Here is a 13,288-nt window from a genome sequence, read left to right on the forward strand (position 1 = left end):
TCTCTAACATGGCGGGAAACAGATAAATGCCGGATCGCTTCTCCAATCGTCATGGGTATCGCGGGATCGAACAAGATATCACCGTTCGTCAGGAAGCGCCGGAAGGACTGCGCTTCGCCATTCCGCTGATCGCGCAGGATGCCGGGATGAGTCCCAGCACGATGCGCAGGGCGATCTGCGCCGTTTTGCTGGTCCGACCTGACCCGTCGAACTGGTCTGACTACCCTAACATCTGGGAGGAGGTTAACGGGCTCATTGCCGACTGCCCTTGGTTCAATGTTTATGACATTGCCGAAGCACTTTATGCGGCGTTCGCGCAGTACGATCCTCACCGCGCATCCGTATTTCAGGACCGCCTCAGCGAGTTTTTTCGCGAAAACGGCATCGGCTGGCAGATGACCGACGGACGGATCGTCTATCGCGGCTCCGAAATTTTCATGGAGGCCACCCGCCAGGCCGCCGCGAGTCTTGTGCAGACCGGGCGTAACGCGGCGGCAAATGAGGTTCACGAGGCGCTGGCCGACATCTCTCGGCGACCAATGCCGGATGTGACCGGCGCAATTCAGCACTCCATCGCCGCTCTCGAATGCACTGCCCGCGATGTGACGGGAGAGCCGAACCTCACGTTGGGGCGTCTCGTGCCTCGCCTTGCGCTCACACCACCCTTGGATACGGCGCTCGAGAAGCTTTGGGGCTATGCGTCGGAACGCGCGCGTCATGTCCGCGAGGGACAGGCGGTTTCATCGGAAGAGGCCGAGCTTGTCGTCAGCGTGGCCTGCGCCGTGTGTACGTTTCTCACAAAGCGGGGCCAGTCATGACAGCGCCCGACCCGGTAAGGCAAAGGATCGCTCTAACCGCGCTCGACAGACTCTTCGCCGACGCCGAAAATGTCTGGGTCATTCATTATTCCTGCGAGAGCTTCTATGACCGGGTTGAAGGGCGTTCTCCACGGATCACGTCAGTAGCGCTGCGCAAACTCGATTCCGCTCAGACGGTCTCGTTCTCGATCCATCAGGTGGCCGAGCGGCGGCGCATTCCGTTCAGCCAAATCGAGCAGCATTACGATGATCTTGAGAAGGAGATGCTCGCAGCCTTCTTCGGCCATCTCGGCAGCCACCGCGGCATGAAGTACCTTCATTGGAACATGCGTGACGTAAATTACGGCTTTCAGGCCATCGAACACCGGTTCCGCGTGCTGGGTGAAGAGCCTGCTTATCTTGTCGAGGATGACAAGAAGTCCGACCTGTCCCGACTGCTGATCGACATCTATGGCGTCGGCTATATCGATCATCCCCGCATGGAAAAACTGCTCGCCAAGAACCATATCGCGCCGCGCGACTTCCTGAACGGGGCCGAAGAGGCCAAAGCATTCGAAGAGCGTAACTTCGCCGCGCTCCACCAATCAACACTGCGCAAGGTCGATGTGATCGCCAACATCGCAGGCCGCGCGCATGACCGCAATCTGAAGACCAATACCACCTGGTGGGAGATGCACGGCGGCAGGGTGCGGACACCGCTGATCTGGATGGCCGAGAACAGGATGTTTCAGGTGTTGGCCGGTTTGGCCAGCATCATCGGGCTTGCGCTCGCAGTATGGGCGCTAACCTGATGCCGACAATCGCAGGATTGGTGCTGCCGCCGCCCCGCTCATGGGATGAATTCGAAGAGATTGCGCTTTCGGCTGCCAAGTTGCGATGGAACTCGACCGACCTGTACCGCCACGGCAGACAGGGCCAGCGCCAGGATGGCGTAGATATCTTCGGGCATGCCGCTGACGGGCGGCATATCGCTGTCCAGGGCAAAAACACGGTGGACGGCGTTACTATCGCCACCATCGAATCTGAAATCACGCAGGCAGAGAGCTTTCAGCCTCCTATCGATGCTCTTTACATCGCCACTACGGCGAAGCGCGACGTTGCTATACAGGGAAAAGTGCGACTCATTTCCCAGCGCAGAAAGAAAGCGAACAAGTTTCCGGTAGCTATTCTGTTCTGGGAAGACATCTGCCAGGACCTTGCGGGTGACGACGCGGTGTTCTTCAAGCACTTTCCGCAGTTCAGGCCGCCCACAAACCCGGTGCGGGAGCATGACCAGAAGCTATTCGATGAGCTATCCAGCCTCCTTTCGTCGAACGGCGTTATCGGATTTATCGACCATCACAATATGGCCGGGTTCTCGTTCCCCGATGCGAAGCTCGATCCGCTGCGTGAGTTCTATTGCGAATGGAACAAGCCTGAGCGGGAGTTTCTCACGCCCGAGATCGAGACGGCGAAGTTGAAGCTGTGGGTGAAGGCGGACGAGTATCTTGAGGTTATCGCTGCGGAGACATTTCCGACGGAAAAGAATGTTGATCGCCGTTGGGTGCCCCAGGATTGGGAGATCACGCAGCCGAAACGCTTCCGGCGCGTGGTAAACCAACTACATGCGCTTGCCGGGGAGATTGTGTCTCTTCATGCCGGGCTGATCCAGACAGGTAAGTTACACCTCATCGGCAAGTCCGGGAAAACGTAACGTACGGCGGGGTGGGTACCGCGAATCACGCCTTGATCGCACGAAGGCGACCGCTTCACGCTCGAGGATGGTCTCAACTATACCGCCATGGCGGTGGAGTAGCCGCACGTCATCGACACCGCATCAGCTGATCATGAGCACTGTCAAGCGTAAGCGCTGTCGGATCGGCAATGTTGCTTTGACGTAACCATCCGGCAAGGACCGTGGGATCAGGTTGCCCGCTTCCGAGGCGCTGATGGCTTGCGCGTCCACTTCTTTGCCAGGCTGTCGACCGCCTTGGTGAGCCTCTGGAGATCGACGGTGGTTGGGTCGAAGGCGCCACCGATTCATTCGAGTTGTTCGGCGTGCTCCTCGTGGTCAGGATCGGCGATGACGTCGAGGAACTCGCGGTAGCCCCAGGGACCGCCCACATCCTCCGGTGGGCAGCGCCCTGTTGCCTCCACCAGGCAGGGGTAGGTCATGCCTGGCACCGCATCGGTAATGCGCTCAATGCGGACGGAGTGTAAGCGCATGGTCTGAGCCCCAAGTTCCCGCCATTCAGGAGTAGAGTCTCATCCCCGAGTGATGCCCACGATTGGGCGTAGGTGCAACAGGCGGGTTGGGGGTTAACCCCCAACCCGGCGCGCCGCTGATTTTTCCCGCCACCTCTGCCGGGGTTTTGTTGCCCAGGCTCGAATGGGGGCGGTGATGATTATAGTCGTGACGCCAGGCGGCCAGCACGGACCTCGCTTGAGGCAGGCTCGTGAACAAGGTCTCGTTCAGACACTCGTCCCGGAGCCGGGCGTTGAAGCTCTCGACGAACCCGTTTTGCTGGGGCTTGCCGGGCGCGATGGGCAGTGTCCTGAATTTCGTGTGTGAGTGGCATAGTGGGTAGAAAGGAAGACCCATATGGCACGACGGAGAGCGCCGGCGATCCCGGACGAATTGCTGGACCAGCTTCTGGCTGGGGGAGACGCGGCGGCAGCGCTGAATTCCGGGGATCTGGTGAACACGCTGAAGAAGGCTCTGGCGGAGCGGGCCCTGAGCGCGGAGATGGATTACCATCTGAGTGACGAAGCGGAGGCGGAGAACAGCCGCAACGGCTATGGCCGCAAGTCGGTGTCGACCGGCACGGGGAAGATCGAGATTGCGATCCCGCGAGACCGTGCGGGCAGCTTTGATCCGCAGCTGATCGCCAAATACCAGCGCCGGTTTCCAGGCTTCGATGACAAGATCATCTCGATGTATGCGCGGGGGATGAGCACCCGGGAGATCGCGGAACATCTGCGCGAGATCTACGGCATGGATGCCTCGGCGGAGCTGATCAGCACGATCACGGATGCGGTGCTGGACGAGGTGACATCCTGGCAGCAGCGTCCGCTGGACCCGGTCTATCCGCTGGTATTCTTCGATGCCATCCGGGTGAAGATCCGCGACGAGGGCGTGGTCCGTAACAAGGCGATCCATATCGCGCTGGGGGTTATGGCCGACGGGACGAAGGTCGTACTCGGGATGTGGATCGAGCAGAACGAAGGCGCCAAATTCTGGCTGCGCGTGATGAACGAGCTGAAGAACCGCGGCGTCGAGGACATCCTGCTGGCGGTGGTCGATGGCCTCAAGGGGTTCCCGGAGGCGATCACGGCCGTCTTTCCCGAGACGATCGTGCAGACCTGCATCGTCCATCTGCTCCGGAATTCGATGGATTTCGTATCCTACAAGGACCGCAAGGCGGTCGCGGCCGCGCTCAAGGACATATACCGGGCCGTTGATGCCAGGGCCGCCGAGGCCGCTCTCGCCGATTTCGAGGCCGGTCCATGGGGCCAGAAATACCCCGCCATCGGCCAGAGCTGGCGCCGGGTATGGCAGGAAGTCATCCCTTTTTTCGGCTTTCCGGGCGACGTTCGTCGGATCATTTATACAACGAACGCCATAGAAGCTTTGAATTCCAAGCTGCGCCGGGCCATCCGCGTGCGCGGCCATTTCCCCAGCGATGAGGCCGCGGCCAAGCTGCTCTATCTGATCCTGAACCGCTCCGAAAAAGAGTGGGTGATGCCACCTCGAGAATGGGCTATGGCAAAGGCTCAGTTCGCCGTCATCTTCGGCGACCGCTTCGTAAGGGCCCTGGCGGCCTGATGTTCAACCGCCGCCCATACACGGAATTCCTGACACTGCCGGCGCGATGTAATGCCATTCCACGTTCCGCTCTTTCGACCAGCGCAGGATCGACATGCTGGTGAGCTCAGTGCCGTTGTCGCTGACCACCATGAGCGGGCGCGCCCCGCGCTCAGTGATCGCCATATCCAACTCGCGTGCCACCCGGGCGCCCGAAATTGACGTGTCGGCGATCAAGCGAACGCATTCGCGGCTGAAATCGTCCACGACGGCGAAGATCCGAAACCTGCGCCCACATGTCAGGGCGTCGGAGACGAAATCCAGCGACCAGCGCTGATTGCAGCCCTGCGGAATGGTCATCGGAGATCGTGTGCCCAAGGCCCGCTTTCGCCCGCCGCGACGGCGAACCTGAAGACGTTCTTCGCGGTAAAGGCGCCGAAACTTCTTGTGGTTCATGGAAATTCCTTCGCGGCTGAGCAGCCAGTGCAGGCGCCGATAGCCAAATCGACGGCGCTCGCCCGCAAGCACGCGCATGCGTTCGCGAGCCTCCGCATCATCCGGGCGGCGGCTTTGATACCGCACCGTGGTCCGATCCACGCCCAGCGCATCGCAGGCCCGGCGTTGGCTCACCTCGAACAGGGTCTGAAGATGAGCTACCGCCTCCCGCTTATGGCTGGGCGCTAGAATTTTTTTGACGCAATTTCCTTGAGCATGGCGTTGTCCAGCACGGCGTCCGCCAGCAGCCGCTTGAGCCGAGCGTTCTCGTCTTCCAGCTGTTTGAGCCGCCGGGCGTCCGAGACTTCCAACCCGCCGAACTTGGCCTTCCACTTGTAAAACGTCGCGGAGCTGATCCCGTGTCGACGGCAGACCTCCGCCGTCGACATCACCGACTCCTGCTCTTTGAGGATGCCGATGATCTGCTCCTCGCTAAACCGACTGCTCTTCATATCGTCCGTCTCCCTGATGGGGCGGACTCTACTCATTCCTGGAGGAAATCCACGGGCTCAGACCACGGCCACAAGCATCGAGGAGGAGCAGCCGTGGAATACTTTGCCGGGTTGGATGTGTCGTTGGAAGAGACCGCGGTCTGCGTGGTCGATGGGACGGGTGGAATTGTGCGTGAAGCGCGGGTTGCCAGCGAGCCGGAGGCGCTGGTCGCCTTCTTCGGGGCATCCGGGATGGAGATGGCGCGGGTCGGTCTGGAGGCGTGCTCGCTGACGGCCTGGCTGCAAGCGGGGCTTTCGGATGCTGGCATTCCGGCGATCTGTATCGAAGCGCGTCAGGCGAAGGCCGCGATGGGTGCGATGCCGAACAAGACCGACCGCAACGACGCGCGCGGCATCGCGCAGATCATGCGCACCGGATGGTATCGTGCGGTGCATGTGAAAAGCCCGCCCTGCCGCTCCTGGCGCGCGTTGCTGACGGCGCGGCGGATGCTGCTGAACAAGCGTCGTGATGTCGAGAACGGCATTCGGGCGTTGCTGCGCGAGGTCGGGTTGAAGGTTGGTACGCCAAGCCGCAAGGACTTTGGAGCTCGCGTGCGTGAATTGGTAGCGGATGACCCGGTGCTGGTGAGCCTGGCTGGATCGCTGCTGGCCGCTGTCGAGACAATGACCCGGGAGGTGGAGCGGCTGACCAGGCGCGTGCTCGACGAGGTGCGCGTGGAGCCAACATGCAGGCGGCTTATGACAGTGCCGGGCGTCGGCCCGCTGACGGCGTTGGCGTTCCGTGCCACGATCGACCAACCGGACCGCTTTCGAAGGTCGCGCGATGTCGGCGCGCATCTTGGCCTGACGCCGCGACGCTACCAGTCCGGCGAAACCGACGTGCAGGGCCGCATCAGCCGATGTGGTGACGAACTGGCCCGAACGGCGCTGTACGAGGCAGCCCATTCGTTGCTGATCCGCAGCACCAAATGGTCGGCGCTGCGGGCATGGGGCATGAACGTGGCCAAGCGCCGGGGCATGGCGCGCGCCCGCGTCGCTGTGGCGCGCAAGCTGGCGGTGATCCTGCATCGCATGTGGATCGATGGCAGCGAGTTCTGCTGGGGCAAACAGGCCACCGTAGCATGAGAAAAGGAGTTGCAGCTTCCGCCTGACGAGGGCGGAGTCAGTGTCGTTCCCGTGGGGACGATGGACGAGGTGATCTCGTTGAGAGTCCGGATCCCCGCGACTGGATGTATGCCGCGGAGGTCGCGAAACAGATTGAGACACCTCATCCTCCTGATCCCATCATGCGGCGGCCACGCGCCGACCGCGGAGAGAAGCGAGTGACCTACGGGAATGGCCTGCGAAAAGAGGAACAGCTTGACACCAATAACCCCAATCAGAGAGGACTCTTAGTGTCATGATTGCGCTTGCGACAGTCTGTTGGTTCCGGATGGATTAGCTTGTCTCAAAATCCGATATTCAGCAGGTAGGATGAAACTTTTTTCTCTGCGATCAGAAGCAGTCGTTTGGTTGTCTGTTTCATTGTTTTCAGGCATGGGGAAACTCCCTCCAATATCGTGCTAATGCTGCAGCTGTCTCAAGCAGAAGACCCGGCGTCAACTGTATTGTTTCGATATCTAATTTGGTTGAGCCAAGCCAAAACATCTCTGGGAATTTGCTATGCAAGCTCAGAATAGACCCCGCAGTGCCGTGCTTCATGATATTGGCAATTAAACGAAGCCTTTCTACGAAGGTCTCGGTGTCGCCGGAGATAGGATACCCTCCAATGTCCAAAGCCAGCTTATATCCGACGAATTTATGCCTGTCTTTCGCGGGTATAAGCTTCATAACGCCGCCTTGGCGTCTGTAATCAAGTCGATGCAGGATCATGACCAGTTGCCGCTCGAAAATATGAAAGAGACCGGCAAACGCCAAACCGAGGATGTGAATCTGCAGGGCATGCGCTTCCATTTCAGCATAGCTTGTCGAGTTTAAGCCCATGTCGAAAGAGCCTTCAGGGTTGGCATATTGCCAATTCTCCGCTGCACCAATTTCATATCGCCTAGAGTCCTGCCGCATCTGTTCGTGGAGTTCCAAATCTTGGCGGATTAGCTCCTGCCGTTCCTCAACGGTCAATGCTAACGACGGCAAGATCCGCTCACATGTGGCTCTGGCATAGCGTTCTACGAAACCCGCCAACAGCTCGCCCTCGGGCGGGATGGCAATCAACGTGAACGGGTCAATCTTCTCATTTCTGTTCATGGCCGATGGTCCTGTTAATCCCAGGCATAAAGCCCTGAAACCGCGCCGGCGCCGGCCCGTAATCGGTTCAGGCTCATCGCCGGTTTGCCCACATTCTTTCCTGGTCCAAGAACCAGGTGGCATTAATGATATGTCTCAAGCCGACAGCTCTAACCAGAGGCCCGGTAAGATTGGCAGCGGTGGCTTCCCAAGCATTGTTTAGTTCTACCAACGATACCGTTGCCGTCGCCTTGAACATCGAAAACAGGGTCGAAGGGCGGGCGGCCGCCCCTGGCTCCGTCCCCGTAGCCCAGCCCTTCAACCAGCCAGCCACGGAAATGCTCGAAATCGACCGTCGCTTCCAGAACCTCCAGCGGGTCCCCGATCTTGCTCAGACGCTCAAGATGCTGCGAAAGCCCGAACAGCGACCACGCCTCCATCAACCCGCCTCCAATTCACGACCGCCTCAGTGAATCACGAATTCAACAACCTTCATAGGGTTAATGCGGGTGTCCAGCTGGGCCTGCAGCTCGTCGATGATGGCCTGGCGGTTCACCCTGTCCATTTTCGCCTCGGTCTCATTGACCGTGACGATGTAGCGCTGGGCCGCCTTGCCCTTACCAACGCGCACTCCACAATATAATAATCATGGTGCTAAATACCAACTAAGAGAAATCCAGAAGGCCATTTGGATCGCATAATTTTCGTAGTGATTTTAGTTGTTCAATGGTAAACCCAATTTCAAGAAGGCTCGATTGATTGCTGACTGCGGCGTCAAGCCCCTCCCAGCCTATCGCGTTAACAAGAAAATTCACTAGCATTGTTCCAGTCTTATTTGCTAAGTCCTTATCTAAGGAGAATAAAAATGGTGAAATGCCTGAGGCACCTAGAAGGCGATCTAAGAAAATGCGTCGCCGCAATTTTACCTGATCAGCTACATTCGGCGATAACTGCACAATGTCAGCTGCTCTAGATAGTAGTTCGGTGACTTTGAATTCAGAGCCTTGCTCAAATGCCGCCGTTGGTTTCGCATGTAAGCGCAGTTCCTTTCCCTCGAGCGTTCTGTTGCTTTTCTTATTAACGAGCTGTCCAGTTGAAAGCAGTATTTCCTGGACCCGGGCAGACCACTCAACAAGTAGATTTTCGGTGGCCAAATTCAAACCATCAAGGCGGCTTCGAAGCACACGGAGTGGGCCAGCTTTTGAATTTGTCTTAGCGTCGGCTATCTGCTGTTCAACGTCTCTAATTGCCTCCGCATGTGCTCGAAGTTTGTAAACAACCTCGTTTGCCTTGATTACCATCCCGGGCAAAAATGGTTCTCCTGTTATGTGAAATCTGCAGGTTGGGCATCCGAAAGAGCCGAGGATATTAGGAGAATACGCATCAAGACCGACTAGTGGGCCACCGACGTCGCACATTGAACCGCCAACAGGACAGCATCCATCAATATCCACCATCGCTAAACCAGCCTGCGAATTGCGGAGAGTCTCGAGTGCCTGTCGATCATTGAAAACCAGGCCTTGCCCAACCAGCATTCCATTCGAGTCTGCGGCGATATCCTCACGAATGCGTGAAATGCGATCTAACAAGTCTGCTTCAATTTGCGAGCCAGCTTGAAGCTTAGCCGCTGCATCAGAGATGATTTTATCCAGTTCGGGAGCGCTGAACTTTTGATAATAAAGATTCATGATAACGGTCGAATGACCCGCAATAAATTCTGTAAGCACTCCAAGTGGGACGCCTGCTTTCATAAAAGCTGTAATGCCGCCCACGCGGAGACTGTGAAGAGTAAAGAGATTATCAAGTGATATCTTTGCTCCATCCTCGATAGATAAACGACGTCCCGCCTCTTCAAGTACGCGTGCAAACAGGACGCCAAGCTTATGACTTGAAATTGGTTCATTGCGTAAAGTTGGATCTCTGAATAAAAAATAGAAACCGGGTAGATCCTTGGCAATCGTTGGTGTAACGCGCATTGACGTATCTGAAACGGTGTCAAGACCCCGCGGAGATGACACTGGATTGTTTTCGATCTGCCAGTCTCGGCAATAGGCAATATGTTTAAATAACTCCAAATTATTCCAGGGAATCACATAACCGAAGTCGAATGCACCTAGATTTGGGCCTCGGCCTCGCCTAACACGCCTTTGTGGATGCCGAGTCTTATTTGAATTTATAAAAAGGCCAGCCAGAGAAGCGCCGTTAAGATCAGAGTCAATGATTCTATGAATAACACCTACAGAGCGTCCAGCTTCTGCAGTATTTAACTTGTTCTTCGTCCAAGATTCGCTTTCTCGATCAAAGATAAATTCATCACCTTCGCCAGAGTCGAGACGTCGGAGCGACATTGCGCGTATGGGTATGGAAAATAAGAGATACAGAGCAATGCAGCGGACGGGGCACCACTCGGAAATCGATCTTCCGTCTCGTTTAGTGACAACGACATGGTCGTCTGTTATAGAGCGTGGCCACTCGTAATCATTGGCGGTTAATATCTCACGGCATAGATTTAAAACACGTACGGGAACAGGTAGTTTCGTTGTTTTTCCGCTATTCCAACCTCTGCGCGTTTGGCCAGGAATATCAGTCCGATACAGAGGAACATTAAAATACTGATCTTTGTTGTCCCGATACCATTCTAGAAAGGAATAGGTAGAACTAAGTATCTGGTTCATACGATCATCAGAACGTTCGCCTTTGTTACTCCCTTTGTTTTGATTACGGTGAATATCTTGCGATGTTCTTAGGTAATCGATATATGAGGGGAAACCGCCATTATCTTTACAGCATGTGCTTCCCGCTGCGATATCGTCACGCGAAAGAGAAGTGAGATAGTTTATCTCGTCGGGACGATCTATTAAATATTCGAAGAGCTTCTCAAATCCGCGTGCTAGGGTCGCTGTAATATAGGCGGTTCCAGATTGAATATATTCTCGACCAAGCTCCACGATGTCTGCAAGGTAAGGCGCCTCATCAAGCACCCATCGCAAATCACCTTCCTTGCGTATCTGGTGGCCACGGCGTTTAAGATTTAAATTGTGTTGCGCGTCGATTCCCCGGTGAAAGACATGGGATGTGACGAAATCTCGTACTTCTTTTGTCTCTGCGTTTGCCTCAGGATAGCGTACCCGATAGGGTTGGATAGCATTCCAAATAAGCCTTAGATTTGAAACGTTGCGATCGCGGCCCGTGGTCTGTATTTCGACTAGCTTGTCACGCATATCGGCTATGACTCGTACGGCGTCTATAAACATCCTGCCTGAGACTGATCCAATCGACGTCCCAGGAGGAACCGCCAGGAGGAGAAGTTTCAGGTTACGGTAGGCTCGGAGTTGTCGTTTGTGATTTGTTCCCTTTGATGCGTCCACGCCGAGGACTGTCCACGCTCCCTCAAGCTCGGATCGGACATTATCTCGATATAGCGACTCTGGAGGATCAAGAAGCAGGCTGAGTGTTTCTGGTGAACCTTGCCAGGCGAGGCGTATTCCACCGTAGGATGAAATCCAGCCGACCGGTAAGAGGATACATCCGGCAGCGTGCAGGCAATAGAGAGCCGTAAACGCGGCGATCGGCGTTCGATCTGATTTTTGAGTACGAGTATTAAAGATTGCTGCGTAAATTCCTTCCGTAATTTCATTTATATTGTTCTTTTTATAAAGAAGTGAGTATACAGTTTCGTTAAAAAAATAATCAATGCCAGTCGAATTCAATACCTTTGAAAAACTCAGCCACGTGTCGGGGTAATAATCTAACATATTTGGATCCATAGAATGGTTAAGATAGCGAAGTCTTAAATTCTTTCTCCTGGAATCTTTCCATTGATTTTCGGAAAACTGTGTCTTCTGTCGATATTGATAGTAAATTTCGCGTGCGACATCTAAATGTTTTAAGGCATTTTCCCGAATTAATATTTGGGTTGTAGATAAATTGTATTCGGTTCCTTTATATGATGAATCGATAACACTAAACATCGTGCTTTTTTCGGATCCGTAAGCTACTAAATCGTTGGGTTCAGCTGGTTTCATGAATGCCTCCATGTATTGAATAGGCGCTGTGGGTCTGATTTCCAAAAAAAACTATCGAAATTTGGCGTCGTTAACGTTTCTGATTTTAAGTTCTCGTACGCATACTGTATTTGAGACGTTACTTGGTCAAATGACTGCTGCTTATATACCTCTTGACTTAGGGGATGACGATGGTGAAGCATCTGCTGGATAGCGGATTGACTGAGACCTAGCGTTGTCGCAGCAATACCGTACGCATGACGCATGCCATGAGGGGAAATGCCTTTAGCCTGATCGAGCTGCAGTCCAATCCGCGCACAGGCCGCTTTGAAAGATCGGCGAAACGCCGATCGTGTCCAAGGACCGCCAAAATCGCCGTCTATGTCGACCGACGTGAAATAATACGGATGATCTGGAGCCACGGGTCGAAATTTGGATACCCACAACATGTGCAAATTTGCAAATATTTTACCTATAACTGGAGGTATCCAATACACGACCGCTGAGTGATTATAGTCAAAACTTATTCCCTTCCACCCAGCGTGGAGTGGATGAGATGGGTCCATCATATGTCGTGGTATGAGGTTGTATCGGTCTGATAATTCCGATCTTCGAGTTATTGTCATTCCAGCGCGTTTTACTGTGTAATCCGAAGGATGGCGCAGAAATGCTCGTGCACCGCTGTCGTTCAAAACTATATCCGTGATCCATATATGAAAAAGTTCACTAGATCGTATCCCGCCATACGCTAGGAGTATAAATGCTAGTGCATCTCGGAGCCGAGCAGCCTTACTTGCTCTGTTATTTTCTAATGTGGTAGTAATTAGTTTCATAATTTTGTCGGTCGGAAATCCGATCGCCCGCCGCTGATTCGCTGCTATGCCAGAATAACGCGGTATCCAATCAATACCATTTTGTTCGCCAAATTTTAGATGAGCAAATAATGATAGACTTTTCGAAGTTGTTCGTGCCAACTTTTTTAGTCTCAAATCAGTTGTGAACAGCCAAGTGTTTTCTATGGGGTGGCGCCCTTTTGGGAAATGGCGACATTCGATTAGAAATTTTTCACAATTTTGCCAAACGCGTCGTGATTCCCTAAGTGAACGTGGCTTCCAATTGAGTCCGGTCGGGTCGATCCCGTCTGGGACGCTCGTTCCGTTCTGTAAAGCTAGCGCAAAAGTCGTCAAAAAACGTTGTCTATCACCATCAGATGCTAAGTTGTCCGCGTCAGTGCTTATATAAAAATCCAGCAAAAGAACAATCGAACGTGTTGTATTTGTGATCGTTGCTATCGATCGGGTTCTTGCTAATTGAAGAGCATGATGCAATGCGGAACCAAATATATGTCCGCTATCGAAGCAAATTATTGGCAAAACTCGTCCAGATATCTCACGAATTGGGAGCGTTGCGATTGAGCATTTGGATCCAGATTGGGAGTTATGCATCACGATAATACAAATAACTTAGAACAGGTTGTGTGGACTGACGTTGGGTCTTCATTACATTTAGCAT

11 protein-coding genes and 2 pseudogenes are annotated in these 13,288 nt (G+C 54.4%); 5 read left to right on the forward strand and 8 right to left on the reverse strand.

Features of this window, described 5'->3' with window-relative positions; all coding sequences use genetic code 11:
• Positions 1–26 precede the first annotated feature (26 nt).
• From ACRY_RS06430 to ACRY_RS06440, 3 genes are read left to right on the forward strand one after another with little or no spacing between them, the layout of a single operon-like run.
• Positions 27–818 carry an AbiJ-NTD4 domain-containing protein gene (locus tag ACRY_RS06430; protein ID WP_011941788.1) on the forward strand — a complete coding sequence of 264 codons (792 nt, stop codon included), beginning with the start codon at positions 27–29 and terminating at the stop codon, positions 816–818.
• The gene (locus tag ACRY_RS06435) at positions 815–1,609 is read left to right on the forward strand and encodes a hypothetical protein (RefSeq protein ID WP_011941789.1); all 795 of its coding nucleotides are present in this window, start codon (positions 815–817) and stop codon (positions 1,607–1,609) included. Before ACRY_RS06430 ends, ACRY_RS06435 begins: the two co-directional genes overlap by 4 nt.
• The gene (locus ACRY_RS06440; RefSeq protein ID WP_043509299.1) at positions 1,609–2,511 is read left to right on the forward strand and encodes a hypothetical protein; all 903 of its coding nucleotides are present in this window, start codon (positions 1,609–1,611) and stop codon (positions 2,509–2,511) included. Before ACRY_RS06435 ends, ACRY_RS06440 begins: the two co-directional genes overlap by 1 nt.
• 326 nt (positions 2,512–2,837) lie before the next feature.
• Here the strand turns inward: ACRY_RS06440 and ACRY_RS18100 are convergent, their stop codons facing one another.
• Both ACRY_RS18100 and ACRY_RS20175 read right to left on the reverse strand, forming a co-directional pair.
• Positions 2,838–3,023 (reverse strand): IS1096 element passenger TnpR family protein, encoded by a 186-nt coding sequence (locus ACRY_RS18100; protein WP_011941791.1) that lies wholly within the window; start codon positions 3,021–3,023, stop codon positions 2,838–2,840.
• A gap of 25 nt (positions 3,024–3,048) precedes the next feature.
• Positions 3,049–3,342, reverse strand: a pseudogene (locus ACRY_RS20175) (integrase core domain-containing protein); the annotation flags it as partial.
• Between the two features lie 57 nt (positions 3,343–3,399).
• On the opposite strand from ACRY_RS20175, the gene ACRY_RS06450 reads away from it, so the two are divergent.
• Entirely contained in the window at positions 3,400–4,623 is a 1,224-nt protein-coding gene (locus tag ACRY_RS06450) for an IS256 family transposase (RefSeq protein ID WP_011941793.1), read from the forward strand.
• A 9-nt stretch (positions 4,624–4,632) separates the two neighbouring features.
• Here the strand turns inward: ACRY_RS06450 and ACRY_RS19015 are convergent.
• A pseudogene (locus ACRY_RS19015) lies at positions 4,633–5,549 on the reverse strand (IS3 family transposase); the annotation flags it as partial.
• A gap of 93 nt (positions 5,550–5,642) precedes the next feature.
• Here ACRY_RS19015 and ACRY_RS06465 point away from each other — a divergent pair.
• A complete protein-coding gene (locus tag ACRY_RS06465) occupies positions 5,643–6,674 on the forward strand; it encodes an IS110 family transposase (protein ID WP_011941795.1) in 1,032 nt (343 codons plus the stop codon).
• Between the two features lie 405 nt (positions 6,675–7,079).
• On the opposite strand, the gene ACRY_RS06470 is transcribed toward ACRY_RS06465, so the two are convergent.
• From ACRY_RS06470 to ACRY_RS20575, 5 genes are all read right to left on the reverse strand, one after another.
• A complete protein-coding gene (locus ACRY_RS06470) occupies positions 7,080–7,793 on the reverse strand; it encodes a hypothetical protein (RefSeq protein ID WP_043509101.1) in 714 nt (237 codons plus the stop codon).
• 149 nt (positions 7,794–7,942) lie between these two features.
• Positions 7,943–8,212, reverse strand: a complete 270-nt coding sequence (locus ACRY_RS06475; RefSeq protein ID WP_043509103.1) for a hypothetical protein — start codon at positions 8,210–8,212, stop codon at positions 7,943–7,945.
• Between the two features lie 26 nt (positions 8,213–8,238).
• Positions 8,239–8,403, reverse strand: coding sequence for a hypothetical protein (locus tag ACRY_RS19660; protein ID WP_155856352.1), 165 nt, complete (start codon positions 8,401–8,403; stop codon positions 8,239–8,241).
• Between the two features lie 34 nt (positions 8,404–8,437).
• Positions 8,438–11,797 (reverse strand): integrase family protein, encoded by a 3,360-nt coding sequence (locus ACRY_RS19020; protein WP_011941798.1) that lies wholly within the window; start codon positions 11,795–11,797, stop codon positions 8,438–8,440.
• Entirely contained in the window at positions 11,794–13,221 is a 1,428-nt protein-coding gene (locus ACRY_RS20575; RefSeq protein ID WP_081432900.1) for a site-specific integrase, read from the reverse strand. The genes ACRY_RS19020 and ACRY_RS20575 overlap by 4 nt, the downstream gene beginning before the upstream one ends.
• Positions 13,222–13,288 lie beyond the last annotated feature (67 nt).

The sequence above is a fragment of the Acidiphilium cryptum JF-5 genome, assembly GCF_000016725.1.
GTDB classification, from domain to species: domain Bacteria; phylum Pseudomonadota; class Alphaproteobacteria; order Acetobacterales; family Acetobacteraceae; genus Acidiphilium; species Acidiphilium multivorum.

What these genes read in the sequence shown, in the direction of transcription:
- ACRY_RS06430 (WP_011941788.1), top strand. Translation starts at nt 27, where the DNA reads ATGCCGGATCGCTTCTCCAATCGTCATGGGTATCGCGGGATCGAACAA.
- ACRY_RS06435 (WP_011941789.1), top strand. Translation starts at nt 815, where the DNA reads ATGACAGCGCCCGACCCGGTAAGGCAAAGGATCGCTCTAACCGCGCTC.
- ACRY_RS06440 (WP_043509299.1), top strand. Translation starts at nt 1,609, where the DNA reads ATGCCGACAATCGCAGGATTGGTGCTGCCGCCGCCCCGCTCATGGGAT.
- ACRY_RS18100 (WP_011941791.1), bottom strand. Translation starts at nt 3,023, where the DNA reads ATGCGCTTACACTCCGTCCGCATTGAGCGCATTACCGATGCGGTGCCA.
- ACRY_RS06450 (WP_011941793.1), top strand. Translation starts at nt 3,400, where the DNA reads ATGGCACGACGGAGAGCGCCGGCGATCCCGGACGAATTGCTGGACCAG.
- ACRY_RS06470 (WP_043509101.1), bottom strand. Translation starts at nt 7,793, where the DNA reads ATGAACAGAAATGAGAAGATTGACCCGTTCACGTTGATTGCCATCCCG.
- ACRY_RS06475 (WP_043509103.1), bottom strand. Translation starts at nt 8,212, where the DNA reads ATGGAGGCGTGGTCGCTGTTCGGGCTTTCGCAGCATCTTGAGCGTCTG.
- ACRY_RS19020 (WP_011941798.1), bottom strand. Translation starts at nt 11,797, where the DNA reads ATGAAACCAGCTGAACCCAACGATTTAGTAGCTTACGGATCCGAAAAA.
- ACRY_RS20575 (WP_081432900.1), bottom strand. Translation starts at nt 13,221, where the DNA reads ATGCATAACTCCCAATCTGGATCCAAATGCTCAATCGCAACGCTCCCA.